The organism is Alishewanella maricola, from assembly GCF_016343785.1.
GTDB lineage: Bacteria > Pseudomonadota > Gammaproteobacteria > Enterobacterales > Alteromonadaceae > Alishewanella > Alishewanella maricola.
Genome location: NZ_JAEINI020000006.1, coordinates 137,754 through 162,176, shown reverse-complemented (window position 1 = coordinate 162,176; position 24,423 = coordinate 137,754). Strand labels below are relative to the sequence as shown.

Below are 24,423 nucleotides of genomic sequence, written 5' to 3'. Positions count from 1 at the left end.
CGCTTACTATGTTCTTAATTACGCGCCCTGCTGGCAAAGCAGACCATTTACTGGAATCATTAGACAGCTACGGTATTCCCTATCTGTATCAGCCGGTGATTACTACACAAATGGTGCAATTAAAACCGAAAGATATTCGCTGGCTAGAACAAGCGGATAGCGTAATTTTTGTCAGCATCAGTGCGGTGAACACCCTAGAGCAACAAGTTACAGTGAAACAATTGCCGGGGCGCTTATTTGCTGTCGGTGCCACCACCGGTGCCGCTTTGCAACGTTGGACTGGGCGTCAGGTGATCATCCCAGAAGATCAGCGCAGTGAAGGCTTGTTAGCACTACCAGAGTTGAACAGCGTTGCAGAGCAACAAGTGGTGGTGGTGCGAGGTAATGGCGGTCGTGAACTGATTAAACAAACCTTGGCGCAACGTGGTGCCACGGTGCGTTATGTGCAAAGCTATAGCCGTTTGCCATTGCCGTTAGATGGTGCTCAGCTGAAGCAGCAATGGCAACAGCAGGGCGTGCAGTGTATCGTAGCCACGAGTAATGAAATTTTGCAGCGCATTTTTGGGTTAGTGCCCACAGAGCAGCATGCTTGGCTTGCTCAACAACATTGGATCCTAGTTAGCCCACGGGCACGCGACAGTGCGCTGGCGCTAGGGATCCCACTACAGCATATTCATCTAGCAAGCAGCGCCAATGACGATGCCTTGTTAGAAGCGGTGACGCAGTTTAAGAGGAACATTCTATGAGTGAGCAAGGGCAGGCGACCGTTTCGGAAAAAGTGACAGCACCCGCTGAGGTTGCATCCGATACGACCCACACGGAATCATCAAATACACCGCCGCGCAAAAGTAATGGTCTGGCTTGGTTTGCCATTTTTCTTGTGTTGTCATTAACCGCCGCTATGGTGGCGGGGGGGTATTGGTTATGGCCACAATGGCAATCACTCCAACAGCAGAGCCAGATCACAGAGCAGGAAATTGAACAAAAACTGCAGCAAACGACAGCGACGATCAGTCAGCAGCAACAGCAATGGTTAGAGGTTCAGCAACAAAAACAGTTACGCTTGCAGCAAGAGTATCAACAAGCGATGCAGCAAGATCGTGAACAATTGCAAATGCAAATACAGAGCTTACGCCAGCAAGTGCAACAGCGTGATGGCGCACCGCCACAACACTGGGTATTGATGGAAGTACGTTTCTTGTTAAAGCGAGCGAGTCAAAGTTTGGTCTTGCAACAAGATGTGCAAAGCGCGCGTTGGTTGTTGCAAGCAGCGGATGAGCAACTTGCTAAGCTAGATAATGTGCTGTTGTTAATCGTTCGACAAGCAATTAAGGATGATCTGGCTGCGCTGCAACAAGTCCCTAAAACGGATTTTTCACCCTTATATTTGCAGCTCGGTCAATTACGCCGGCAAAGCATGCAGCTACCATTAAAACAGCAAGAGCAACGTTTAATTCCTTCGCATCAACCGAATGATGATTTAGGCAATTGGCGTGAAAATCTGTCAAGTTATTGGGAGCAAGTATCAGGTAAATTATTCAATGTGCGTGCTGCGCAACCCCAAGATTTTTTCAGTTTATCTTCAGAGCAGCAAATTACGGTGCGCTTAAGCTTACAGCAGCAGTTATTGCTTGCGGAGCTGGCAATTTTACAGCAAGAGCCGGGAGTGTATCAGCACGCATTACAACAAGCCGCCGATTTATTGCAGCGTTACTTTGCTGCCGAAGATCCTATTGTGCAGCAAACCAGCGCTAGCATTGTCGAATTAGCTTCGGCTGCGATGCAAAAGCCCGCATTGCCCACTCTGCAAAGTATCAATCAGTTAGACCGACAACTTAGTATCATAACGGAGGCTAATTATGAGTAAGCTGTTGATCCTAACAGCAGTCTTAATTCTAGCCATGTTGCTGGGGCCGGTGTTCATTAATAACCCTGGTTATATCAAGATTGTTGCAGCAGGTTACACCATTGAAATGACCTTATTGGGCTTATTTGTGGCCGTCATCGCTGTGGTGTTAGTGTTAAAAATATGCTTAATATTGCTGCGGAAATTAGCTTATTGGCAGCAATTTTCGCTAAACTTCTTTCGTGGTAGGCGCCAACGCAAAGCGCGAGAATCTTTTGCCATTGGTCTGCAAGCGTATGCGCGGCAACAATGGCCTTTGGCCAGCGAAGAGTTACAACATGCTTTGTTAGATCCACAATACGTGAATGAAAAACGCATGTTGGCCAGTTATGCCAGTTTTTATGCCGGCAATAGCGAGCATGCAAATGAATTAGCTGCGGCGTTAACGGCCGATGAAAGTAGCACGACCTTTGTGCAAGCTGATTTGATGCTACAACAAAATAAACCTGGGCAAGCATGTCGTTTATTGGCGGCACATCTTGATGCTGCGAAAACCGATCCCGCTTTAGGGCAATTGTATCTGCAAGCACTAAAACAAGCCGGCCAATGGCAAACGTTGCTGCAAACTATTCCGTTATCATTAACTCAGCAATGGTTTGGTAAAGCAGAATGGCCGTTGCAGCGTTATGCCGTTTATCCTGCGGCATTGAGCCAACTGAGTGCGCAGCAAGGTTTTAGCGAAGAGTCTGAAATTTGGCAAGCGTTACCGTCAAAAGAGCGTAAATCGGCGGCTGCGATGTTGGGCTTAGCATGGGCGCAAGCTCAGGCGGGGCAATGTGAGCGTGCTGAACAGCGTTTAGTACAAGCACTCACCTTAGAAGATTTACCGGCAGCTTGGCCTTACTTAAAACAGATCCCGTTAAATAACTCAGTATTAAAGTTACGTAAAGAAGTGCAGCATTGGCTACGCTCTAGCCCCTCTAATGGCTATATTTACGCGGTACTTGCCTACTTAGCCGAGCAAGAAGGCGATCGTGAGCAAGCCAGTATGGCGTGGCAAAAAGTACGGCAATATAACCCCGAGCTGTGTCGGTAATTTTACAAGGCTTGGCCGCGGTGACAAACCGCGATGCCAAGGTGTTAATTTTGGGAAGCATGCCGGGGGCTCAGTCGCTCGCCAGCCAGCAGTATTATGCCCACCCGCGTAACGCCTTTTGGCCCATTATGGCATCGTTATGCGGTTTCTCTGTCAATCTCGCTTATCATGAGCGCTTAGTCTTATTGCGACAACATGGTTTTGCGTTATGGGATGTGCTGGCGCATTGTCAACGTCAGGGCAGTTTAGACAGCGCCATTCGCCATGAGCAAGCCAACGACTTTAATCATTTCTTAGCTGAGCACGGCCAGTTAAAACTGATCGCTTTTAATGGTGCCAAAGCACAGCAAAGTTTTAACAAGCAGGTATTACCAACGTTAGCCATCACACCCCCGCGATTGTTAACCCTTCCTTCTACTAGCCCGGCACATGCGGCGATGTCTTTTGATGCTAAATTGCAACAATGGCTACAAATTAAGCAACGCTATCAGTTAAATGACGGCTCAACATAAAAATCGTGCTTTTCGTGCTTGAGAAATGTGCAGCGGTAAGACGCCCATTCATCCTTTAATGTGCGCTTATTGTTGCGCTAAAGTGTATTTAGTGTAGATTAAGCGTGTTTTTAAATCTGGCAAGGATTAACAATGAAGCGCTTATGGATTGTGCTCCTGACATGGCTATGCAGCATGCCCCTTTTAGCTGATTGGAATACGGCAATGACGGCATACGACAAACAAGATTATGCGGTAGCTAAAACGGAATTTGAACGCTTGGTTCCTTTCGGCAACGAAGAGGCTATTTTTAATTTGGGCGCGATGTATCACCTCGGTGAAGGTGTACCGCAAGACAGTATTTTAGGTCTGGCGCATTTTATGTTGGCAGCAGAGCTAGGTAAGCCTAACATTTCCCATGTGGTAACGGGTTTACAGCAAAACCTAACCGCGTCGCAGTTAGCCCTAGTTGACACACAATTACAGCGTATCCGGCAACAAGTAAAAGTGCCAATGTTGACATCGATCGATGACAACGATAAAACTAAAGCGCCACAAGCGGTGAAGCGTGTTCAGGCAAAATACCCCGCGGCAGCGGCGGCAAAGGGGCAGTTTGGCTATGTGGCTATGCGCTTTTTAGTTGATGGCAAAGGTAATGTGCAAACCATTAATGTGGTGGACTCATTTCCTAACAACGTTTTTGATAGGGAGGCTATTAGAGCGGTAAGTCGTTGGAAATACGAAGCCAGTGGCAAAAGCCATATATTTAGCGCAGAGCTAAATTTTTTCCTCGAGGGTGGTGTCAATGTTGCAAAAGTTGATGATTTAATACAGCAGCATCAACTATGGCAAGGCGCGTTAATCGGCTCACCGCAACATCAATTTATGCTAGGCCATTTGTTACGTCTGGTTAATATACAAAACAGTAACTACATTTCTATCGACCGAGATATGCCGATTACGGCAGAGTTAGATTTATCCGTTTTTAAACCGTTGAATAAATTGGAAGTCGATTTTAGTGGTTTTGTCGGTTATGCGGTGGTGCGAATAGCCGATGACGGCACTATTGTTGAGCAAATTTATGCCGATATTGACCCCAGTAGTCAGGTGCAAAATTTGTTGGGGTTAAAGTTAAAAGGCAAGATAGATCACGACGTTTATCAAATCATGAAGTACAGTCATGTTTCAGCGCATCGTGCGCCCTGGGTTAGCGCTTCTTTTAAGATGCCGCAAAGTTATTCTGCACGTTTTTGGTGGGATAAAGCCGCGAAGAATGGCAGTAAAGAAGCGCAACGTATTATGGCCGCTTATGATAAGCGCTGGGAGCGGTATTTATTAGAGCAAGAAGATGCCGAGGCGATGGCCTGGGTAGGCAGCCGCTTACTGTTAGAAGGGCAGCGTGCGAAAGGTTTAGCCTTGTTAGATGCTGCTATCGCCAAGCAGTATCAACCGGCGAAAGAGTTAAAAAAGCAATTGCTATAAGCAACTCTAGTTATTTTGAACAGCGGCGAAAAGCCGCTTTTTTTGAACTTCAATTAAGCGGGTTTGGATAGTTAGCCATTCATTAACTAGCGACAACAGTGCTATAAAATACTTAATGCAACTAAACGACGGTGAGCTTATCTAAACAGAACACTTTATCTTGAGGCCAGCAGTAACCTGGTTATGTGAGTGAACTCTGCTTAATGGTTAAACTAAAACAGCTATTTCGGGAATATGCAGCAGCCTTTGCTTGGGCATTATTGTTGCACAGCCTCGTGTTAGTTTTGTTATTACACACCACGCTACAAAAACCGGTTGCTTTGCCACAAGCCGAGCCGATCCGCACCTTTCTTTATCAACCAGCAATTAAATCGCCAGAGCCTGTTGCAGAAATGAAAGTAGAGCGTCCAGTAAAGGAACCTTTGGCTCATGCAGATAAGATCGCAGCAAAACAGGCTGCAGCTAGCCACATTAATCATTCCATCAAGCCGCTTGAAGTCAGTGCTACAATCGTTAGCAAAGCGCGGCAGAACGAGCCAGTGTTAGCCTCAAGCGACATTATCTCCTTGCCTATTACGCCAAGGTCCAGCTTAGCTGAGCGTAGTTTAAAGCAATTAGCGCAGCCTAATCAGCAAGCGTTAGCACAAGCCGCTGACGCGAGCTATCAACAATGGCAGCAACAGCAGCTGCAACCCAGGATAACGGTAGCCCAACAACATCAGCAAGCCAGTGCCAATCCAGAAAAAGCCGTGTTATTTACTTATAATGATGGCCAGCAATTGGTGAAGCTCGGTGACAACTGTTTAATCGTCGATCCACAACTAAGTGGCTTTGAACAAATGATGCAAGCTAAGGGCGCACCTTGCAAAGAGAGTGATGATGCGCTGTTGTTTCGTCAAACCATGGCCAAGTGGTTAAGCCGTTAATCACGCTGAACCTTATAAGCACAAAACGATATTAACTTGGGGCGCTATAGCGAGTATCAGCCACAATCATTGCTTATCATCATCGACTAAAGCTAATTTCGAGTTAGTGGCTTGCCTGAGATCATTGCGGAATAATTGATAAGGGCAAGCCAGCTGACAATTTACTCTGCTAAATGCTGCTCTAGACGCTGGCGCAGATCACCCTCAATGGCTACCGCTTTACCGGTTTTTTGATCCAGGCAAACGAATGTCACTTGAGCATCTGCCGCAATAGCGTCGTAACCGGCTATCCGAACTTCCTGAGTGACCACCGCGCTCTTGCCTCCCACTTTACTAAAACGTGTATACACTTCTAGGGTTTGGCCCATGGTCGCTGCCACGCGGTAGTTAATATTGATATTGACAATTACCCAGGCCAAATTGTGTTGGCTAAACCACTGTATATCACCAGTGTCTTCTAAATACCCCCAACGGGCTTCTTCTAAAAACTCTAAATAGCGGGCGTTGTTTACATGTTGATAAATATCTAAATGATATCCCCGAACTTTAATCACTGTTTTATGTTGCATCCATAGCACCTATTTTTAGTGTATTTGCTCTGATTTTGGCATAGTTCGTACACCGCTGCCAGTGACCATTATGTTTTAATAGTTGACGCTTAACACGCCTTTGTTAATATGCTGATAACTGCTTCATAAATAAAACGCTTATATGTTAAGGATGAATCGATGCGATTAATTTTAGTACTAGGATTATTGCTACTCAGCTTTGGAGTGCGGGCTGATTGGCTGAGCGCTTTGCAAGCATATGAAAATAAACAATACGCTGTTGCAAAAACAGGTTTCACTAATTTATTACCCTTAGGTAATGCCAATGCCGCTTTTAACCTTGGTGTGATGGCATATTATGGTGAAGGTCAGGAAGTTGATCTCGAACAGGCCTTAACTTATTTTTTACTTGCAGAACAATTAGAGCATGAACAAGCTGGAGGCATTGTTAAGCGTATTTATGAAGAAGCAAGCACAGCACAGCGAGCTGGTGCAGAAGAAGCGGCAGCTAAAGCGTTAGCGGGAGTGTTTATCAAAAAAAATGCTCAGCGTTATCAGTTAAGTAAAGAGCAACCACCAGCTGAAATATCCACACCAATGCCCGATATTCCCAATGATGTCACCAGAAAGCATCCATTTGGTTATGTCGTGGTACAGTTTTTAGTGGATGGTGAAGGGCGGGTAAAAGTTGCCGATGCCGTAGATGGCTTCCCAGAAGGGGCTTTTGATCCTTATGTTTTCCGCACTATGGGGCGTTGGCAATATGAAGCAACCGGTAAAGCCCATTTGATGTCGGTACGTCTGAGTTTTTGGGCCACAGGTTCAATGAATGCGCGTTCTGCTAATCAGATTATCAAGGGGCAAAATTTATGGTCTTATGCGCAACTGGGCTCGAGTAAGCATCAAGAAATGCTAGGCAGCGTAATAAATTTAGTTTCGATGGTGTCAGGTGCTGAAGTGTATATTGACGAAGATTTGCCCGCACCAGCCAATGAACCAGATGTTTCGGCATGGTTTGAAAGCAGAAAATTTGATATCAACATCCCGGGTTTGGCCGGATCAGTCAGCGTAGCAACTAACGAAAAAGGTGAAATTGTTCGATTGTTGGATGCCAGTGAGTTAACTCATCCCGCGGCAGAAACACTGCAGGGAATGCGGATCCGTGGTGCTAATAGTGGCTTTTTCCGGTTAAGTAATAGTTTATCGCAAGATCGTTCGTTTAGCCGTGTTAGTAAGAAAAACAGCATTTTGGTTGAACAATATCATGCCGTTCATCAAGAGTTGACAGCGGGTTACTGGTGGAAAACCGCGGCTGCAAATGGTGATCGCCGAGCACAGCGTATTTTAGGTGCGCAACGCGAAGATTGGCAGTTCTATCTTATTCAACAGCAAGATCCGCTCGCGACGGCCTGGCATGGTGCACGTTTATGGTTAGATGGCGAAGCCGCAGAGGGTAAAGCGCTATTAGAGCAAGCGCAAGCCGCAGGTTACAAGCCAGCGAGCGAGTTATTACAAGCCTTAAGTTTGTAGTGCGCTTAGCTATTCAAACCACGCTAATTGAGAAATAGTGAAAACTAAGGAAGATAGAATGCGTTTTATAACACTCGTATTGCTGATGCTGACAACCTTCGCCGTGCAAGCGGATTTGCTGGTGTCTTTACAAGCCTACGAAAATAAAAAATATAGCGAGGCAAAAGCGGGCTTTATTACGCTACTACCACTAGGTAATCCCGATGCAGCCTTTAATCTAGGTGTGATGGCTTATTATGGTGAAGGACAAGAGATTAATCGGGTAGAAGCATTAAGCTATTTTTTACTAGCAGAAAAATTACAGCATCCAGATGCTAGCGCTATCGTGCAACGTGTGTATGCCGAGGCGAGCAGCGATGAGCGTCTGCAAGCCGACGCTGCGGCAGCTAAAGCTTTTGCTGCGGTCATTATTAAACAGGATGCGCAACCTTACCGTCTCAGTAAAGAGCAGCCTCCGGCCGCCATTAATACGCCGATGCCGATAATCCCGGAAGAAGTCACCAGAAAGAATCCGTTTGGTTTTATCGTATTACAGTATTTAGTAGATGGTACGGGAAGGGTACAGGTTGTTGATGTATTAGATAGTTTTCCGGTTGGTGCTTATGATTTTCACGCTATGCGCGAGCTGCGTCGCTGGGAATATGCAGCGACCGGTCGTCCGCATTTAATGTCGGTACAGTTAAATTTTTGGATAGCCGGCGTGATGGATGCTGGCAGCGCGAATAGGATTGTTAATCAAAATAACCTCTGGACTTATGCACAAGCGGGCTCTGCTCGGCATCAAGAAACGTTGGGTAGCGCGCTAAATGTGATTTCTATGGTGTCGGGTGCTTTAGTTTATGTAGATAAAGATTTGTCGGAGCCTGGCGATAAGCTGGATTTAACAACTTGGTTTGACAGTAGAAAACTGAAAATTAATATTGAGGCATTTGATGGCGAAGTAACAGTGCAAACCAATGCAAAAGGCGAAATCGAGCGTGTGTTGCAAAGCGATGAACTTATTGCACCCGAGGCAGAGACGTTGCTGGGCATGCGCATTCGTGGCGGCAAAGAAGGCATTTTTCGACTCAGTAACAGCACCAAACAAGAACGCACTTTTAGTCGCTTAGTGAATCGCCCGACTATTTTGATACAGCAATATGTGCCAGTGCATGAGCAGTTAACGGCAGAGTATTGGTGGCGTACAGCCGCGACAAATGGCGATCGTCGAGCACAGCGTATATTAGGCGCGAAGCGCGAAGATTGGCAGTTCTATCTTATTCAACAGCAAGATCCGTTGGCGGCGGCTTGGCATGGCGCACGTTTATGGTTAGATGGAGAGAAGACCGAAGCTAAAGCCCTGCTAGAGCAAGCGCAAGCCGCAGGTTACAAGCCTGCGACTGAACTATTACAAATATTAAGTTTATAGTTAGATATAAGCAAACGCATCAGCAAACATGTGCTCGCGATGGCCGCCTTGCGCGATAAAAGCCTCGCGAGCCACCCCTGCCATTGCAAAGGGGCCTGCCATATAAATGTCGTAGGCTTCAAGAGACACAATATCTTGCAACACGGCTTCATGCACTAAGCCGCGGCGGCCTTGCCATTGTGCGCTAGGCTCTTGCACCACCGGAATCACCTGATATTTACGATTGCTGGCTGCCCAACTTGCCAATTCGGTCTGGTAATACAAGGCGTCTTCGCTTTTCACACCCCAGTACAATAATACCGGGATGTCTTTTTTCGCAGCCGCGATTGCCAAGGCAATACTGTGTACATAAGAGAACCCGGTGCCACCGGCTAATAACACGATGGGACGATCACTGTTCGCTTGCCAAGCGGCATGACCCAGACCGACTTCAACTTGAACCGGCTCACCGGCAGCAAATTGTTGCTGTAGATGAGTTAACGCTGCGCCAGACCAGTTATCTCCCGCTGCCGCGCCAATGTGCAATTCCAACAACGGCTGTTCTGGGGTGCTGGCGATAGAGAAAGGTCTTTTATCTGTTGCGGTCAGACACAGTTGTAAGTATTGACCGGCAATAAAGTTAACGGGCGCAGCTGGCGCGAGTACAACTTTACTGACAACGTGAGTAAGAGCTTCAATGGCAACAACCTGACAAGCAATAGCGTTCATAAACATCTCATGTTAAGCGGGGTTAACCGCGTATAAAAGGGTGGTGTAGTTGCAGATCGGACTGGGCATAAGCCACGCAACAGTAAACAAATCGCTGCTGACGGTCAACGTCCGTTAATGGGCTTGGCTCGATATAGCTCACGTTACCGTCACGTAGTTTACACACGCAACTGGTGCATACGCCCTGCTGGCATCGATAAGGAAAATCAATACCCTGGCGCAGCGCGGCCTGCAGAATAGTTTCTTCAGGCAGCACTTCGAAACTTAACTGCGCTGGCAGTACCGTGACCTTATGGCTCATGGTTTGGCCGCGGGTAACGTGATGCCCAGGCTTGGCCATAAACTATCAACCCGCTGCTTAATTTCGTCAGACATCACAATTGGCTCGCCCCATTCACGAGTGGTTTCACCTGGCCATTTATTGGTGGCGTCCATACCCATTTTTGACCCTAATCCCGATACAGGTGAAGCAAAATCAAGATAGTCGATCGGCGTGTTTTCAATCAGCGTGGTATCGCGCGCGGGGTCCATACGGGTGGTAATGGCCCAAATCACATCTTGCCAATCGCGGGCATTGATATCGTCATCGCAGACAATCACAAATTTAGTATACATAAACTGGCGCAAGAACGACCACACACCCATCATTACGCGTTTGGCATGGCCAGGATACTGTTTTTTCATCGTGACAACGGCTAAACGGTACGAGCATCCTTCAGGGGGTAAGTAAAAGTCGGTAATTTCCGGAAATTGTTTTTGCAAAATGGGCACGAACACTTCGTTCAGTGCGACGCCCAAGATAGCCGGTTCATCTGGTGGACGGCCGGTGTAAGTACTGTGATAAATCGGATCTTTACGGTGTGTAATATGCGTTACAGTAAATACTGGGAAGTTATCGACTTCATTGTAATAACCCGTGTGATCCCCGTAAGGCCCTTCGGGCGCCATTTCACCCGCTTCAATGTAGCCTTCAAGCACAAATTCAGCGCTGGCCGGCACCTGCAAGTCGTTACTAACGCATTTAACCACTTCGGTGTTATCACCACGTAATAATCCGGCAAAACCATATTCAGACAGCGTATCAGGTACAGGCGTAACAGCACCTAAAATGGTGGCCGGATCGGCGCCCAGAGCTACCGACACCGGGAAGGGTTTACCCGGGTGAGCTTTTTGCCATTCAAAGAAATCTAAAGCGCCGCCACGATGCGATAACCAGCGCATAATCAGCTTGTTTTTGCCCAGCACTTGTTGACGATAAATACCCAAGTTTTGGCGGTCTTTATGCGGTCCTTTGGTTACGGTAAGACCCCAGGTAATCAGGGGGGCGGCATCGCCCGGCCAGCAAGTCATAACGGGCAACTGGGTCAAATCGACCTCATCACCACTAAGTACGACTTGTTGGCAAACGGCTTTTTTCACCTGTTTGACCGACATATTTAGAACTTGTTTGAAAATAGGCAATTTACTAAAGGCATCTTTCAGCCCTTTTGGTGGCTCGGGTTCTTTTAAAAAAGCCAACAATTTACCGACTTCACGTAAGGCCGCCACATCTTCTTGGCCCATACCCAAAGCCACCCGCTGAGGTGTACCAAATAGGTTGGCTAATACTGGGATCGAATACCCTTTTGGGTTTTCAAACAATAACGCTGGGCCACCGCCACGCAGAGTACGGTCGGCAATTTCAGTCATTTCCAATACCGGATCGACAGGCTGCTTGATGCGAATTAATTCACCACGTTGTTCTAACTGCGCGATAAAATCACGTAAATCTTTATATTTCATTGGTTGCCTTCATCAATGACAGCGTAAGACGGTGCCTCATCTTGCGACTATTATACATTTCTACTGGACGACTGCCAGTTTTAGCCTGCTATGCGGCTGGCATCGCTGCTGACGCGACTTATACTGTTGTTAACACATTTCGACGGGTTATACGATGCAAGAGCAAGAAGGGGTTATAAAATTTCAATTGTTTTATCAAGCTGCGCCATTACCTGCCAACATAGATATTACCGAGTTAAATGCGTGGCGTACGCTTTGTGTACAAACGGGCATGTTAGGGCAGCATCCTGAGCGCTATGATAATTATGGTTTTGGGAATATTAGTCAGCGGGTCGCAGGCGGTGTACACTTTATCATCAGTGGCACGCAAACGGGTGGTAAGCTGCAGTTAAGCGCAGCAGATTACGCGCTGGTCACCGCTTGTCAACCGGAATTAAACCGAATTAGCGCACAGGGCGTAACTAAACCCTCTTCTGAAGCGATGACACATGGCCAGCTTTATCAGTTACTGCCACAGGTTAATTTTATTATTCATGCGCATTGCCCGGCGATTTGGCAGCATGCAGATGCACTAGCGTTAGCGCAAACGGCTGCGCAAGTGCCTTACGGTACTGTGGCGATGGCGGAGGAAGTATCCCGCTTGTTTCAACAAAGTGAGGCCGCGGCACAAGGTATCTTCACTATGGCAGGGCATGAAGATGGTGTGGTGACCTTTGGCAAGAATGCTGAAACCAGCTTTCAAATTCTAATGCGTTATTATGCGGCTGCGCTGGCGCTGGGTGCGACACCAAATCGGTGATTGTCTTTGATAAATTATCAAAAAGCAGTCACAATCCAATAATGTTATTTTGTCTCATTTTTACTCCCAATAGAGAGCGCATTTTATGCAGTTTCCCGATTCAGTTAAACAACAGAGCTGCCAAGATTGTTTAAGTGGTCAAGATTTGGGTTTTGAAATCCGTATGGCATTTCAACCGATTATCGATTGGCACACGCAGCAGATTGTTGCTTACGAAGCGCTGGTACGCGGGCCAAACGGTGAAGGTGCAGGTTGGGTTTTCTCTCGGATAAACGATAGCAATAAATATTACTTTGATCAGGCTTGTCGGGTAAAAGCCATTGAAACCGCTGCGCGTCTAAAATGCAGTACCTATTTGAATATTAACTTTTTGCCGAACGCGGTGTATAACCCAGAAACCTGTATTAAAGCCACCATTGAAGCAGCCGATCTCTATGGCTTTGATTTAACCAAGCTAATTTTTGAAGTGACTGAAGGTGAGCAGATCCCAGATAAAGCGCATTTGAATCGCATTTTTCGCAGTTATGCTAAACGTGGCTTTCAAACTGCGATTGATGATTACGGTTCGGGTTTTGCAACATTAGATTGGCTAATTGAGTTAAGACCTCACTTATTAAAGCTAGATATGGAACTGATCCGGAATATTCACCTTAACTGCGCAAAACAATTTATTGTGGCCAAAACAATTGAGCAATGCGAGTTGCAAGGTACCAAGGTGTTAGCTGAAGGCATTGAAACAAAAGAAGAATTAGATTACTTAGTGGGTATTGGTGTGCGCTTGTTTCAAGGATATTATTTTGCCAAGCCGGCTTTAGAAGCGCTGACACCGCTAGAAGGCTTAACAGGGATGAAAGCATTAAATTAAACGTATAACCCAAAACAAAAAACAAGGCGCCTTAAGGCGCCTTGTTTATTTTAGCGGTAACTTAGAAGTTATAAGATACTCGGCCATACACTAAGCGGCCTGAACGTCCGAACGGTGAATAGTTCGAGAACGAGGTAGCGCCTGTGGTATTTAAGTTAATGGGGTTAGCATCTGGATATTCATCAAAGATGTTATCAGCACCCACTGCCACGGTCCAACTATCGTTAAAGTCATAGCGGCCTTCCAAATCCATCAAGACTTTCGGACTTAATGTCAGATCAGTGGCTGCAGTAGTGCCCGGTGATAATACCTCACCGTAACGAGTTGCTTTAAAGGTCGCGCTGAAGTTGTCATAACTCCAGTTTACCGTGGCACCAAATTTATCTTTGGGTGCGCCTTTTTCAAACGTCAGTACGTTAACACGACCAAATAATGTTGGCGCTGGATCAAGTGCTGACAACTCTGCGGTTGCTGGTACTGCGGTGACTTTCGTTTCGTTAATATTACCGACCACCGTAAAGCTGAACAAACCAAAATCTTCAGTTGGTGTTGACCAGTTAATAACAACATCCACACCTTGTGTTTCGGTATCTACACCATTGATAAAGAAACGACCACCACCGATACCGATAAAGCCTTGCGAGCTTAAATAATCGCGCACGTTAGTTTGGGTTAAGTTTTCTGATAACACGATACGATCATCGATATCAATGCGATAACCATCTACCGTGATAGAAACACCGCTCACGTTAAATACGGCGCCTAATGAGTAGTTTACTGACTCTTCAGCATCTAACGGTTTGGCACCTAACGCTTGCGCAACCGGGTTGCTTACCGGGAAAGTCGTGATATCAAAGGGTACACCGTTGATAAAGTTAGTCGAGGTAGCAGTAAAGTTTTGTTGCTGTAGCGATGGGGCACGGAAACCGTTTTGTAATGAACCACGAATACCAAAGTCATCGGTAAAATCGTAGCGTAACGCAGCTTTACCGGTAACATTACTGCCAAAATCAGAATAATCTTCAGCGCGCAGCGCCACTGAGCCCAGCATGTTATCCGTGATATTCGCTTCTAAATCGACATAAGCACCAACAGCACGACGTGTTTCACGCACTTCGTTAGACGGGCGGAAGCCGGGGAACACCTGCGCGCCAGAAGCCGTTGGGTTACCATTTAACAGTTCGCCGCCATTGCGCCATGAATCAGGTTCACCGGCGAAAATACCGTAACGTTCACGGCGTAATTCAATCCCGGTAGCAATGTTTAACGGCGAAGCTAACGCATCGACATTAATTGAGCGCACACCAGATAAGTTAAACACGGTTTGGCCATAACGGAAGCCACCAGCATCAAACTCGGTTTTGCTGGTTGGGCCGATTGAGCGGTTTAAGGTGTTTTCAATAGTGAAGGCCATACGGTTTTGGCCCCAAACTAAAGACGTATCAACGGTCCACTCGCCCACATCAAATTCATAACCTACAGCAGCACTGGCATCCGTTACATCGGGTGCAATAATAGGTAAGAAACCATCTGGGTAGATCGCCAGAATGTTGCGGGAATCGTTGGCTGGGCGATAGAAACCGCCTGAACGCGCTTCACGATCTTGGTAGCTTAACCAAGCATAAATTTTACCGTTATCTAAGGTTTTACCGGCATTAGCAAACAAGGTAAATTGCGATAATTCAGGCTCACCATACCAAGCACTGAAGCGGTTGAAGTAGGTTTCACGTGTATCATATTGGCCATTGACCAACGGATACTGTTGACGATAATCCCAGCCGCCACGCTCTGTGCGTTCGGCGTCTTTGTATTCTGCAGATACGGTGAGGAAAGCATCTTTGCCAAGTTCAAAACCACGCCAGCCGCTTAAGGTTAGCGTTTCACCGTCAGTACGACTACGCTCAAGATTCGCCGGTGCACTCCAAGTGGCGCCTGTTGGGGTTGGTGTTGTTGGCGTGGTGTAGCTGGTTTCACGCCAGCCATAAGACGAGGTAAAGTTACCGCCTTCACTCGCTTCGCGTAAACGAATGTTTAATACCCCGGCAATGGCATCTGAGCCATACTGGGCTGAAGCACCATCACGTAATACTTCAACTGAATTAATCGCTGCGGTAGGAATGGTATTTAAATCAACGGCAGAAGAGCCACGGCCCACGGTACCGTTTACGTTAACCAAGGCAGCGGAATGGCGGCGCTTTGAGTTAACAAGCACCAGAGACTGATCTGGCCCTAAACCACGTAAAGTAGCTGGGCGCACGGTATCAGTACCATCGCTTAAGCCTGGACGCGGAAAGTTAAAAGACGGTAGCGCGGTTGATAGAACTTGATTCAGTTCGGTTGAACCTGCTCGAGTTAAATTTTCTGCGCTGATAATATCGATTGGCACGGCAGTATCAGACACCGAACGACCGGCAACCCGAGTACCCGTAACAATAATCTGCTCAATTTTTTCTGCTTTTTCATCGTTTTCGCTGGTATTGCTTTGTTGCGCCATTGTTAGCGGTGTAAACAACGCTAAGGTAATAGCTAACGCAATAGGATGCGGTTTTATTTGGTGCATGTGAGTTATCCCTTTGTTATTTTTTTGAATCTAGTTGCTGAACTTGCTGGTGTCAAACGTGTAACAGAATTAAACATTGCCTGCAGCGGCAAAATAATGACATAGTATAAAGCAGACTTCTAGAAGTCTTTTCGCCTTTGGGAAACGTTGGAGCAATACATGAAAAAGAATACCCAGTTAATTCATGCAGGTCGTGGCAAAAAGTGGACTGGCAGTGCGGTTAATCCGCCTATCGTACGTGCTTCAACGATTGTGTTTGAGACCATGGAAGAGCTTAAAAACGCCAGTAAAAATAAAGGTAACGCTGTGCCGTATTATGGTCGGCGTGGCACGGCTACACATTTTGCATTTCAAGAAGCCATGTGTGAGTTAGAAGGTGGGGCCGGTTGTGCTTTATATCCTTGCGGTGCCGCAGCAATCAGTGGCGCTTTATTGGCGTTTTTAAAAGCAGGCGATCACTTGTTGATGGTTGATACCGCGTATGAGCCAACACGAGGGTTATGTGAAAAAGTGCTCGCCGGTTTAGGAATTGAAACCAGCTATTACGATCCCTTGTTGGGTGCCGAGATTAAGACCTTAATTCGTCCGAACACGAAGGTAATCTTTTTAGAATCACCAGGTTCGTTGACCATGGAAGTGCAAGACATACCGGCAATTTGTCAGGTTGCAAAGGCGCATAATATTATCACTATGCTAGATAACACTTGGGCTTCGCCGATCTTATGTCGGCCGTTTGAGCTTGGTGTGGATATTTCTATTCAAGCTGCCACCAAATATATCATTGGTCATTCAGATGTGATGTTAGGCACAGCGAGCGCGAATGAACAGCATTGGCCGCAACTACGTGAGCAGAGTTATTTGTTAGGTTATTGCGCTTCGCCAGATGATGTATATCAAGCAAGCCGTGGTTTGCGTACGTTGGGCGTGCGTTTAAAGCAACACGAAAAAAATGCTTTAGAAGTGGCAGAGTGGTTAGCACAGCGTCCAGAAGTGGAAACAGTGCGCCATCCTGCTTTTCCTGAGCATCCAGGGCATCCGTTTTTTCAGCGCGACTTCAACGGTAGCAATGGTTTGTTTTCTTTTGTATTGAAACAGGGCAGTGCTGCGCAGGTGCAAGCCTTTATTGAAGGTATGCAGCATTTTAAAATGGGTTTCTCATGGGGCGGCTATGAGAGCTTGATTACTGCGGTGCCTAATGTGCAAGCGCTTCGTTCGGTGACTCATTGGCCCTATGCTGGGCCTTTATTGCGCTTACATATTGGTTTAGAAGATCCAGAAGATTTATTGGCTGATCTGGAACAGGCATTTGCGCGAATGGCGTTGGCTTAAACTTACACCGCAATACCCTACGTTGGTGCGCTTGGTGTTTAAAGAGCATGGCAAACGTTTAAAGGCAGCGTTAGTTTAACGGCAACGCAAGTAGCACATTATATTATCGCTGCCTGATATCAATGCCCCAATCACGATCAGCCACACCTGACCATTACAACCAGTATTGGGGGAAAGTAGCAATGACGGTAAGCAGCGTGTTTTGTTTTAGCTGATAAAAACGGCCGACCAAGCGCTGTATCAAGCCAAAAGCCATGGTCGCAATCGCACCGAACTGTTTTGCACAAAAGCAGAATAAGCTGTTTGATTATGCCGTGCTGCCCGCAAGGAGTTATCTTAGCTATTGCAACGCTATAACGTTCGCAATGCATTGACCTGTTCTATGGTTCTTCTACAATAGCGCCTTGATCTTTATGGAGGCTGTTATGGCAGAAGTTACCCGCTCAGCAGGCGTCAGCATGCAGCAACAGGTTGCGACCTGGTTAAATAAAAATCTGGTGCAACGCACCTTATTGGCATTGATCTTAATTAATGCGGCAATTTTAGGTTTAGAAACATCCAGTGCAGTGATGGCCGCATTTGGCCCACCATTAATGCTGCTCGACAAGTGTATTCTTGCCGTCTTTGTCATCGAAATTGCGCTGCGCATTTACGCTCATCGTTTGGCGTTTTTTAAAGATGCCTGGAGTTTATTTGATTTTTCCGTAGTGGCCATTGCCTTAGTGCCTGCGAGCGGGCCTTTTGCGGTATTGCGTGCCCTGCGTGTATTGCGGGTACTGCGCGTACTGACCTTTGTACCGTCGATGAAGAAAATTGTGGGTGCGCTAGTGCAATCGTTAAACGGTATGCTGTCGATTGCGATGGTGCTGGGCTTGGTGTACTACGTGTCTGCGGTCATGGCGACGAAGCTATTTGGTGAAGCGTTCCCCGAGTGGTTCGGCAGCCTTGGAGCCACCTTATATACGTTATTTCAGGTGATGACGCTAGAAAGCTGGTCGATGGGGATCTCGCGGCCGGTGATGGAGCAGTTCCCCTATGCTTGGGCGTTCTTTGTGCCTTTTATTCTGATCGCCACTTTTACTATGTTGAACTTGTTTATTGCCGTGATCGTCAATGCCGTACAAAGCATGCATGATGAAGAGCACAAAGACGAAATCGATGCCCAACAGCAATTACAACAGGATCTTGTGGCGCAGATGCAGCAGTTGCAGGCAGAGTTAGCGGCGTTACGCGCGCAGCTGCCGCCTGCAGCTAAATCGGATCAAGGTTGATGCATAAAGGTGTCGAGTTCTTGGCCTGTCAGCTTGCTAATACTGCTAAACATAAACCACATTGCAAAAAATAATACCAACATACTGGGCAAAACGATAACGGGGTAACTTAGCCACGTCATCGTGCCCAGCTCTTCATTAAAGGCGGTGCTGCCAGGAGGGCTAACCAAGATCACCTTGGCCAAAATATAATTAAGTGCCGACGATAAAAAGAACGAGCTCGCCACTAAATAACCGGCTATTGCCATTTTCTTTTCAAATTGTGCGCGTTGTTGTTGTGCATCCAAGGCCGCATAAAGCTTATCGTTATCCAACAACTCGCCATTCAATAAAAACTTTTTCACCAACGGATAGGGTGTGTATTGGCTAATCAAAACCGCTAAGCCTAAAGCGCCGGGGATCGCGGCTTCTTTAATGGCGATATAAGCGGCATCAAGTTGCAGAAGAGCAATGCCGCCCGTTAATAACACACTGATAACACCGAGCACCGAAAAGAAATTAACCTTACCGGCTTGGCGTAAATCCCAAATACCAAAACCAATAGGAAAAGCCAGTGCAACCACAATACCCCAGACGGGGCCAAGGTATTCTTCACCGCTGAATTTACTCAGGATAATCGCAGGGATCACCACGTTTAGCAGTAGGTTACTGATGAGACCTGTCGATTTTTTTGCTGGGGTAGGACGTGTTTCCGAAGTCATAAGATACCGTATTAAAAGTCGTAAAATACCGTTAAGCGCAGTATAGCAAGAACCCAAGTTATCGCCTATGCACAGTTGTTGCCCAGTTGGTAAGCAATCATAGTTGAGTACCAACGCAGAACAGGCTAGGGTGTATTAATTCTAAACGCAGTGGAGCACTGAAATGGATCAATACGCCGCCCTTAGGGCGAATGTCGGGTTATTAGGTACGGAGTTGGGTGAGACCTTACGCCAGCATCTTGGTGATGCGGTATTGGCACGAGTGGAAGAGATCCGCCAGCTGTCTAAAGAAGCGCGCCAAGGCAATAGCCAGCAAGCCGAGCAGCTACGCCAAGTACTCACGGCACTCAGTGATGATGAATTACTGCCAGTCGCTCGGGCTTTCGCGCAGTTTTTAAATTTAGCTAACCTCGCCGAGCAACATTTTAGTATCAGCGCGGCAGGGCGCAGCAGCATTGAAAAGCCGGAACCGTTAACGGAGTTGTTTCAACGCTTAAAAGACACCGCTATCGCCAAGGGCGACATTCAACAAGCCGTACGTGAGTTATCTATTGAGTTGGTGCTAACGGCGCATCCTACTGAAGTGGCGCGGCGTACCCTGATTCATAAACTGACCGAAATTGCTGCCTGCTTAGCGCAGTTAGAGCATCCGCAAACCGATTGGCAACAACAGCAATTACAACTGCGTTTAACCGAGTTAATTAGCCAAGCTTGGCATACCAATGAAATTCGTGAGCAGCGGCCAACTCCGGTTGATGAAGCGAAATCGGGCTTTGCAGTCATTGAAAGTTCGTTGTGGCAAGCTATTCCTGACTTTTTACGTGAACTTGATGCCGATTTACGTCGTGATCTTGGCACTGGCTTACCGCTTGATGCCGCACCCGTGCGTTTTTCTTCTTGGATGGGCGGCGATCGCGATGGTAATCCTTTTGTTACCTCCAAAGTAACCCGTCAGGTGTTATTACTGAGTCGCTGGAAAGCGGCAGATTTGTTTATTCGAGACTTAGATTTACTGTCTACCGAGTTATCGATGAATACGGGCTCTGCGGCGCTACTCGACGCCAGTGAACAGGCATCCGAACCCTATCGTGCGGTACTTAACAAGTTACGCCAACAACTGATCACCACCCGAGATTGGTTAACTGAGGCGTTAAAACATGATCGCTTACAGCGGCCGGCTGATTTAATTTGGCATAACCAGCAGTTGCTTGAGCCGTTATTACTGTGCTTTGAATCATTACAGCAAAGTGGCATGCAATTAATTGCACAAGGTCGCTTAACCGATACGCTGCGCCGCGCCTATGCTTTTGGCTTAACGTTACTGAAATTAGATATTCGCCAAGATGCCGCGCGTCATGCTGATGTTTTTGCTGAACTCACCCGTTACTTAGGCTTAGGTGATTATAGCGCTTGGACTGAAACGGATCGGCAAGCATTTTTATTGCGAGAACTGGCAAATAAACGACCGTTATTTCCGAAAAACTGGCAACCCTCCGCCGACGTTCAAGAAGTGCTGGATACCTGCGATATCGTGGCGCGCCATGGTAACGAAGCACTCAGTACCTATGTGATCTCAATGGCGGGTAAACCCTCCGATGTGCTGGCAGTACAATTACTGTTGCAAGAAGCCGGTAGTAGCTTTGCTATGCCAGTCGCACCGCTGTTTGAAACCTTAAGTGATTTACAAAACGCGCCCGATTGTATGCGGCAATTGCTCAGTATTGATTGGTATCGCGGTTATATTAATGGTCGCCAAGAGGTGATGATCGGTTACTCTGACTCGGCTAAAGATGCCGGTGTGTTCGCGGCCGCGTGGGCTCAATACAGTGCGCAAGAAGCGCTAGTGAAGCTGAGTAAAGATTATGGCGTGAAGCTGACACTGTTTCATGGCCGTGGCGGTACTATCGGCCGTGGCGGCGGCCCTGCACATGCGGCGATTTTATCGCAGCCGCCGGGTTCGTTAGCTGGGGGGTTGCGCGTGACCGAGCAAGGCGAGATGATCCGCTTTAAGTTTGGTTTGCCTGAGCTAGCCATCCGTAGTTTGGCCCTGTATGCCAGCGCAGTATTAGAAGGCATGTTGCTACCACCGCCTGTGCCAAAAGAAAGCTGGCGCAGCCTGATGAGTAAGCTAGCCGATGATTCTTGCAACGCCTATCGGGCTGTCGTGCGGCAGAATAAAGATTTTGTGCCTTATTTCCGTGCTGCCACGCCAGAACAAGAATTAGGTAAGTTGCCACTGGGCAGCCGACCAGCCAAACGTAACCCGACCGGTGGCGTTGAAAGCTTAAGAGCGATCCCATGGATTTTTGCTTGGTCACAAAATCGTTTAATGCTGCCTGCTTGGCTGGGAGCGGGTAATGCATTAGCCCTGGCCGTTGAGGCTGGGCAAACCGATTTACTGGATGAAATGCAGCAAGCATGGCCGTTCTTTGCAACGCGGTTGTCGATGCTGGAAATGGTGTTTTTAAAAGCCGATCCAGAAATTGCTGCCTATTATGATCAGGTGTTAGTGCCTAAAGAACTGCAACATCTTGGTGTCGAGTTGCGGCAACAATTGGCGGCGGATCGCAAGTTACTGTTAAAGTTGATCCACAGTGATACGTTGATGGCTAAAGAAGGTTGGATCCGTGAGTCGATAATGCTGCGTAATACCTATGTCGATCCGCTGCATATTTTACAAGTGGAGCTGCTAAAACGCTCTCGGCACGATCCGGAGAAAATCAGTGCGCAAAGTAATCGGGCGCTGATGGTCACTATCGCCGGTATCGCGGCAGGGATGCGTAACTCGGGTTAAGCAAAATAGGCGGATAAAGACCGGCCAATTTGTGTGATACCACTGCGTTTAGGGTTTCGCACAACGCGGTTTGCTCATATCAATAGGCCATGAATTATCCATGTGGCTTGATGATGAACTTCAGCAATGAGGTTCATCTTTTCAAGCCAGCAAAGTGGTTCACATGCTTTCTCTATGGATGAGTTCTGCTATCTATGGCCTTCAACGGTTTATTGAGAGCAAATCGGCTATTTTTTCGGGCAAGTGTTCGTTTTTGTGCCGGTTTTTCATCAGCGTTATGCCAGCCTTTCTGTAACCTGTGTTGGCTGAACCTTTTAGCTAGCTTGCCAAGAGCAAGCCTGATCGGTCAAAAGCTGCGCTTTTGCCAGCAAAGCTTTGTCATGATCTGATACCCGAGTATAAAACTTCAACATTTTATGAATATTCCAATAGTGCTCAATGCTACAACTAATCTCTTGCTGCAAAGCCTGTTGTATTTCTGCGCTTGGGTTGAGCTCTTTTATTTTTGCATGAAGAATTAAAGCATTAGCGAGTTTTTCAACGCTCATCGATTTGGCACCCTGTTCCCAAGAAATAATCATGGTTGCCAAAGATGAACAAACACATAAAAACAGAATGACGACGAATGTTTTTAGATTCAGCATTTAATTTCCCTCTTAATGTTTATCCGCGAAGTTTTAACTGAGGTATCAGTTGAATATTGACTATGCTTTAACTGGGTGTCGCAATATCACTAGACTCACTGTCCAGCATGTTTTTAACATACTCCATGTTCGCTTATTTCAAAATAAGCTGGCAAGATGTTAGCATGATCTGTTTTTTTTAAAAGTAAATTGTTTCTTGTAATGCTTTTAGCTTAGATTGTTGATTTTAAAACATTGCAGATTGTTGCCAGCGCGTTTTGCCGAACACTAATGTTCATACAACTCTAAAGGTAAGCCATCGGGATCGGGAAAAAAGGTAAAGCGTTTGCCGGTAAACTCATCGACACGAATGGCTTCGACTTCAACAGCGTTGCTTTGTAAATAACTGACCCAATGGTCGAGGTCGGTGACGGCAAACGCCAGATGGCGTAAGCCTTGTGCTTCCGGTTGGCTGGGTCTGGCGGGGGCCGCTGGAAAGCTAAATAACTCTAATTGGCTGCCATCTGGCAGCTGTAAATCCAATTTCCATGAGCTGCGCGCAGCCCGATAATTTTCGGCCAATATTGTTAAACCCAATACTTCCGTATAAAAGGCTTTGCTGCGCGGATAATCACTGACAATCAGCGCCACATGGTGGATCGCATTTAATTTGGGTGGCTGCACTAGAGAATCTTCTTAATTTCGGTTACTAGGGTGCTATCTTTGCTGCTGTTTTGCAATGGCTTCAGTATGGCTTCGGCAGCGCTGCGTTGTTCTGTCGCCAGGTACAGTTGGCCTAAGCGAAACTGTGCCCATTCTCGAAATTCGGGCAAGCCTTCTGCTTCAAGAAAGCGTTCTAACGCGCGAATGCCTTGTTGCTCTGCGGTTTTACCGACAGCGGCAGCACGACCGAGTTGATACAGCGACAATAAACGACTGCGGCTAGCTTCTTTATCAACGGCGGGCTGTGAACTGGCTTTGGCAAACTGTTCAATCGCTGCCTCATAATCACGGCTTTGCGCAAACTTTACCCCTTGCAAAAAATAGGGCTCAGGTCGAGTTTGTAGCGCCGTTGCCTTGGCTAATAATGCCTGCGCAGCGGCCGGGTCATCGAGTTGCAGTAGCAATTCCAGTTCCAGTAATTGGCCTTGCAGCGGTGAGGTAAGTTGCAGCTGCTTACTCAGTTGTAACGCTTGCGCTTTATCACCACCAGCAATACCGGGTGCCTGTGCATAATATTTCGCTAATGCTTGTAAATACTGTGCATTGTCTGGTGCCAGTTCTACTGCCGTGGCAAAGGCTTTAGCACAGCGTTTCGCCGCGCTAAGTGCACTGAACATGCTGGCTTTTTGTGCGCTGTCGCAGTTAGCTTGGCCATACCAAAATTGATATTGTGCCTGCTCAGGGGCGTTTTTCACCGCTCGGGCTAACAGCTTTTCGGCGAGTTCAACGTTGCCCAGTGACAGCTCGGTGCGGCCGAGCGCAGCCAATAAGGCCGCGTCTTTTGTTTTGGCATTCACCAAGGGCGTTAACAGGCTTTTTGCTTCTTGATAGGCCTGTTTTTGCCACAGCGTTTGTACTTGTTGCTGCACATCTTGTTGCGCCGCAAGGGTAAAGCTGCCGCACAGCAGGGCGGCGGAAAGAAGGCGAAACATGCTATTCCT

Annotated in this window: 22 protein-coding genes; 13 read left to right on the top strand and 9 right to left on the bottom strand. The window is 47.0% G+C overall.

Annotation, left to right across the window (positions count from 1 at the left end):
• The first annotated feature begins 8 nt into the window (after window positions 1-8).
• From JAO78_RS11135 to JAO78_RS11110, 6 genes are all read left to right on the top strand, one after another.
• Complete coding sequence (locus JAO78_RS11135; RefSeq protein ID WP_226751429.1) at window positions 9-746, top strand: uroporphyrinogen-III synthase; 738 nt, start codon at window positions 9-11, stop codon at window positions 744-746.
• A complete protein-coding gene (locus tag JAO78_RS11130) occupies window positions 743-1,867 on the top strand; it encodes a uroporphyrinogen-III C-methyltransferase (protein ID WP_226751428.1) in 1,125 nt (374 codons plus the stop codon). The genes JAO78_RS11135 and JAO78_RS11130 overlap by 4 nt, the downstream gene beginning before the upstream one ends.
• The gene (locus JAO78_RS11125) at window positions 1,860-2,942 is read left to right on the top strand and encodes a heme biosynthesis protein HemY (RefSeq protein ID WP_226751427.1); all 1,083 of its coding nucleotides are present in this window, start codon (window positions 1,860-1,862) and stop codon (window positions 2,940-2,942) included. Before JAO78_RS11130 ends, JAO78_RS11125 begins: the two co-directional genes overlap by 8 nt.
• On the top strand, window positions 2,933-3,454 hold the full coding sequence (locus JAO78_RS11120) for a DNA-deoxyinosine glycosylase (protein ID WP_226751426.1): 522 nt from the start codon (window positions 2,933-2,935) through the stop codon (window positions 3,452-3,454). The genes JAO78_RS11125 and JAO78_RS11120 overlap by 10 nt, the downstream gene beginning before the upstream one ends.
• A 174-nt stretch (window positions 3,455-3,628) precedes the next feature.
• Complete coding sequence (locus JAO78_RS11115; RefSeq protein WP_226751425.1) at window positions 3,629-4,915, top strand: TonB family protein; 1,287 nt, start codon at window positions 3,629-3,631, stop codon at window positions 4,913-4,915.
• 203 nt (window positions 4,916-5,118) lie between these two features.
• Window positions 5,119-5,841 carry a hypothetical protein gene (locus JAO78_RS11110; protein ID WP_226751424.1) on the top strand — a complete coding sequence of 241 codons (723 nt, stop codon included), beginning with the start codon at window positions 5,119-5,121 and terminating at the stop codon, window positions 5,839-5,841.
• A 161-nt stretch (window positions 5,842-6,002) separates the two neighbouring features.
• Here JAO78_RS11110 and JAO78_RS11105 read toward each other — a convergent pair whose 3' ends face one another.
• Window positions 6,003-6,410 (bottom strand): acyl-CoA thioesterase, encoded by a 408-nt coding sequence (locus JAO78_RS11105; protein ID WP_226751423.1) that lies wholly within the window; start codon window positions 6,408-6,410, stop codon window positions 6,003-6,005.
• A 159-nt stretch (window positions 6,411-6,569) separates the two neighbouring features.
• On the opposite strand from JAO78_RS11105, the gene JAO78_RS11100 reads away from it, so the two are divergent.
• Window positions 6,570-7,919: an SEL1-like repeat protein gene (locus tag JAO78_RS11100; protein WP_226751422.1), complete on the top strand. Its 1,350-nt coding sequence runs from the start codon at window positions 6,570-6,572 to the stop codon at window positions 7,917-7,919.
• Between the two features lie 58 nt (window positions 7,920-7,977).
• Entirely contained in the window at window positions 7,978-9,327 is a 1,350-nt protein-coding gene (locus tag JAO78_RS11095; protein WP_226751421.1) for an SEL1-like repeat protein, read from the top strand.
• Here JAO78_RS11095 and fre read toward each other — a convergent pair whose 3' ends face one another.
• Genes fre through ubiD form a run of 3 tightly spaced genes read right to left on the bottom strand, consistent with a single transcriptional unit; the run spans window position 9,328 to window position 11,817 of the window.
• Window positions 9,328-10,035, bottom strand: coding sequence for an NAD(P)H-flavin reductase (gene fre, locus JAO78_RS11090; protein WP_226751420.1), 708 nt, complete (start codon window positions 10,033-10,035; stop codon window positions 9,328-9,330). It abuts the gene before it with no gap.
• A 22-nt stretch (window positions 10,036-10,057) separates the two neighbouring features.
• Complete coding sequence (locus JAO78_RS11085; RefSeq protein ID WP_226751419.1) at window positions 10,058-10,336, bottom strand: 2Fe-2S iron-sulfur cluster-binding protein; 279 nt, start codon at window positions 10,334-10,336, stop codon at window positions 10,058-10,060.
• Complete coding sequence (gene ubiD, locus JAO78_RS11080; protein WP_226751418.1) at window positions 10,333-11,817, bottom strand: 4-hydroxy-3-polyprenylbenzoate decarboxylase; 1,485 nt, start codon at window positions 11,815-11,817, stop codon at window positions 10,333-10,335. Before ubiD ends, JAO78_RS11085 begins: the two co-directional genes overlap by 4 nt.
• 154 nt (window positions 11,818-11,971) lie before the next feature.
• On the opposite strand from ubiD, the gene JAO78_RS11075 reads away from it, so the two are divergent.
• The gene (locus JAO78_RS11075; protein WP_226751417.1) at window positions 11,972-12,616 is read left to right on the top strand and encodes a class II aldolase/adducin family protein; all 645 of its coding nucleotides are present in this window, start codon (window positions 11,972-11,974) and stop codon (window positions 12,614-12,616) included.
• A gap of 85 nt (window positions 12,617-12,701) precedes the next feature.
• Window positions 12,702-13,481: an EAL domain-containing protein gene (locus JAO78_RS11070; protein WP_226751416.1), complete on the top strand. Its 780-nt coding sequence runs from the start codon at window positions 12,702-12,704 to the stop codon at window positions 13,479-13,481.
• A gap of 61 nt (window positions 13,482-13,542) precedes the next feature.
• Here the strand turns inward: JAO78_RS11070 and JAO78_RS11065 are convergent, their stop codons facing one another.
• Window positions 13,543-16,041 carry a TonB-dependent receptor plug domain-containing protein gene (locus JAO78_RS11065; RefSeq protein ID WP_226751415.1) on the bottom strand — a complete coding sequence of 833 codons (2,499 nt, stop codon included), beginning with the start codon at window positions 16,039-16,041 and terminating at the stop codon, window positions 13,543-13,545.
• Between the two features lie 159 nt (window positions 16,042-16,200).
• Between JAO78_RS11065 and JAO78_RS11060 the strand changes: the two genes are divergently transcribed.
• Together JAO78_RS11060 and JAO78_RS11055 are read left to right on the top strand one after the other, a co-directional pair.
• Window positions 16,201-17,370, top strand: a complete 1,170-nt coding sequence (locus JAO78_RS11060) for a cystathionine beta-lyase (RefSeq protein WP_226751414.1) — start codon at window positions 16,201-16,203, stop codon at window positions 17,368-17,370.
• 425 nt (window positions 17,371-17,795) lie between these two features.
• The gene (locus JAO78_RS11055; RefSeq protein ID WP_226751413.1) at window positions 17,796-18,641 is read left to right on the top strand and encodes an ion transporter; all 846 of its coding nucleotides are present in this window, start codon (window positions 17,796-17,798) and stop codon (window positions 18,639-18,641) included.
• Here JAO78_RS11055 and JAO78_RS11050 read toward each other — a convergent pair.
• The gene (locus tag JAO78_RS11050) at window positions 18,632-19,342 is read right to left on the bottom strand and encodes a VC0807 family protein (protein ID WP_226751412.1); all 711 of its coding nucleotides are present in this window, start codon (window positions 19,340-19,342) and stop codon (window positions 18,632-18,634) included. The two genes, JAO78_RS11055 and JAO78_RS11050, sit on opposite strands and share 10 nt — an antisense overlap.
• A gap of 163 nt (window positions 19,343-19,505) precedes the next feature.
• Here JAO78_RS11050 and ppc point away from each other — a divergent pair, with 163 nt between their 5' ends.
• Complete coding sequence (gene ppc / locus JAO78_RS11045) at window positions 19,506-22,136, top strand: phosphoenolpyruvate carboxylase (protein WP_226751411.1); 2,631 nt, start codon at window positions 19,506-19,508, stop codon at window positions 22,134-22,136.
• Between the two features lie 314 nt (window positions 22,137-22,450).
• Here the strand turns inward: ppc and JAO78_RS11040 are convergent, their stop codons facing one another.
• From JAO78_RS11040 to JAO78_RS11030, 3 genes are all read right to left on the bottom strand, one after another.
• Entirely contained in the window at window positions 22,451-22,780 is a 330-nt protein-coding gene (locus tag JAO78_RS11040) for a hypothetical protein (RefSeq protein WP_226751410.1), read from the bottom strand.
• Window positions 22,781-23,047: 267 nt separating this feature from the next.
• Complete coding sequence (gene gloA2 / locus JAO78_RS11035) at window positions 23,048-23,443, bottom strand: SMU1112c/YaeR family gloxylase I-like metalloprotein (RefSeq protein WP_226751409.1); 396 nt, start codon at window positions 23,441-23,443, stop codon at window positions 23,048-23,050.
• Complete coding sequence (locus JAO78_RS11030; protein WP_226751408.1) at window positions 23,443-24,414, bottom strand: tetratricopeptide repeat protein; 972 nt, start codon at window positions 24,412-24,414, stop codon at window positions 23,443-23,445. Before JAO78_RS11030 ends, gloA2 begins: the two co-directional genes overlap by 1 nt.
• Window positions 24,415-24,423 lie beyond the last annotated feature (9 nt).

Excerpts from the sequence above, each read along its gene's own strand:
- JAO78_RS11055 (WP_226751413.1), top strand. The coding sequence starts at position 17,796 with ATGGCAGAAGTTACCCGCTCAGCAGGCGTCAGCATGCAGCAACAGGTT.
- JAO78_RS11075 (WP_226751417.1), top strand. The coding sequence starts at position 11,972 with ATGCAAGAGCAAGAAGGGGTTATAAAATTTCAATTGTTTTATCAAGCT.
- JAO78_RS11085 (WP_226751419.1), bottom strand. The coding sequence starts at position 10,336 with ATGAGCCATAAGGTCACGGTACTGCCAGCGCAGTTAAGTTTCGAAGTG.
- JAO78_RS11130 (WP_226751428.1), top strand. The coding sequence starts at position 743 with ATGAGTGAGCAAGGGCAGGCGACCGTTTCGGAAAAAGTGACAGCACCC.
- JAO78_RS11115 (WP_226751425.1), top strand. The coding sequence starts at position 3,629 with ATGCCCCTTTTAGCTGATTGGAATACGGCAATGACGGCATACGACAAA.
- ubiD (WP_226751418.1), bottom strand. The coding sequence starts at position 11,817 with ATGAAATATAAAGATTTACGTGATTTTATCGCGCAGTTAGAACAACGT.
- JAO78_RS11060 (WP_226751414.1), top strand. The coding sequence starts at position 16,201 with ATGAAAAAGAATACCCAGTTAATTCATGCAGGTCGTGGCAAAAAGTGG.
- JAO78_RS11050 (WP_226751412.1), bottom strand. The coding sequence starts at position 19,342 with ATGACTTCGGAAACACGTCCTACCCCAGCAAAAAAATCGACAGGTCTC.
- JAO78_RS11065 (WP_226751415.1), bottom strand. The coding sequence starts at position 16,041 with ATGCACCAAATAAAACCGCATCCTATTGCGTTAGCTATTACCTTAGCG.
- JAO78_RS11040 (WP_226751410.1), bottom strand. The coding sequence starts at position 22,780 with ATGCTGAATCTAAAAACATTCGTCGTCATTCTGTTTTTATGTGTTTGT.
- JAO78_RS11110 (WP_226751424.1), top strand. The coding sequence starts at position 5,119 with ATGGTTAAACTAAAACAGCTATTTCGGGAATATGCAGCAGCCTTTGCT.
- JAO78_RS11125 (WP_226751427.1), top strand. The coding sequence starts at position 1,860 with ATGAGTAAGCTGTTGATCCTAACAGCAGTCTTAATTCTAGCCATGTTG.
- JAO78_RS11095 (WP_226751421.1), top strand. The coding sequence starts at position 7,978 with ATGCGTTTTATAACACTCGTATTGCTGATGCTGACAACCTTCGCCGTG.
- JAO78_RS11070 (WP_226751416.1), top strand. The coding sequence starts at position 12,702 with ATGCAGTTTCCCGATTCAGTTAAACAACAGAGCTGCCAAGATTGTTTA.
- JAO78_RS11100 (WP_226751422.1), top strand. The coding sequence starts at position 6,570 with ATGCGATTAATTTTAGTACTAGGATTATTGCTACTCAGCTTTGGAGTG.
- JAO78_RS11135 (WP_226751429.1), top strand. The coding sequence starts at position 9 with ATGTTCTTAATTACGCGCCCTGCTGGCAAAGCAGACCATTTACTGGAA.
- fre (WP_226751420.1), bottom strand. The coding sequence starts at position 10,035 with ATGAACGCTATTGCTTGTCAGGTTGTTGCCATTGAAGCTCTTACTCAC.
- JAO78_RS11030 (WP_226751408.1), bottom strand. The coding sequence starts at position 24,414 with ATGTTTCGCCTTCTTTCCGCCGCCCTGCTGTGCGGCAGCTTTACCCTT.
- ppc (WP_226751411.1), top strand. The coding sequence starts at position 19,506 with ATGGATCAATACGCCGCCCTTAGGGCGAATGTCGGGTTATTAGGTACG.
- JAO78_RS11105 (WP_226751423.1), bottom strand. The coding sequence starts at position 6,410 with ATGCAACATAAAACAGTGATTAAAGTTCGGGGATATCATTTAGATATT.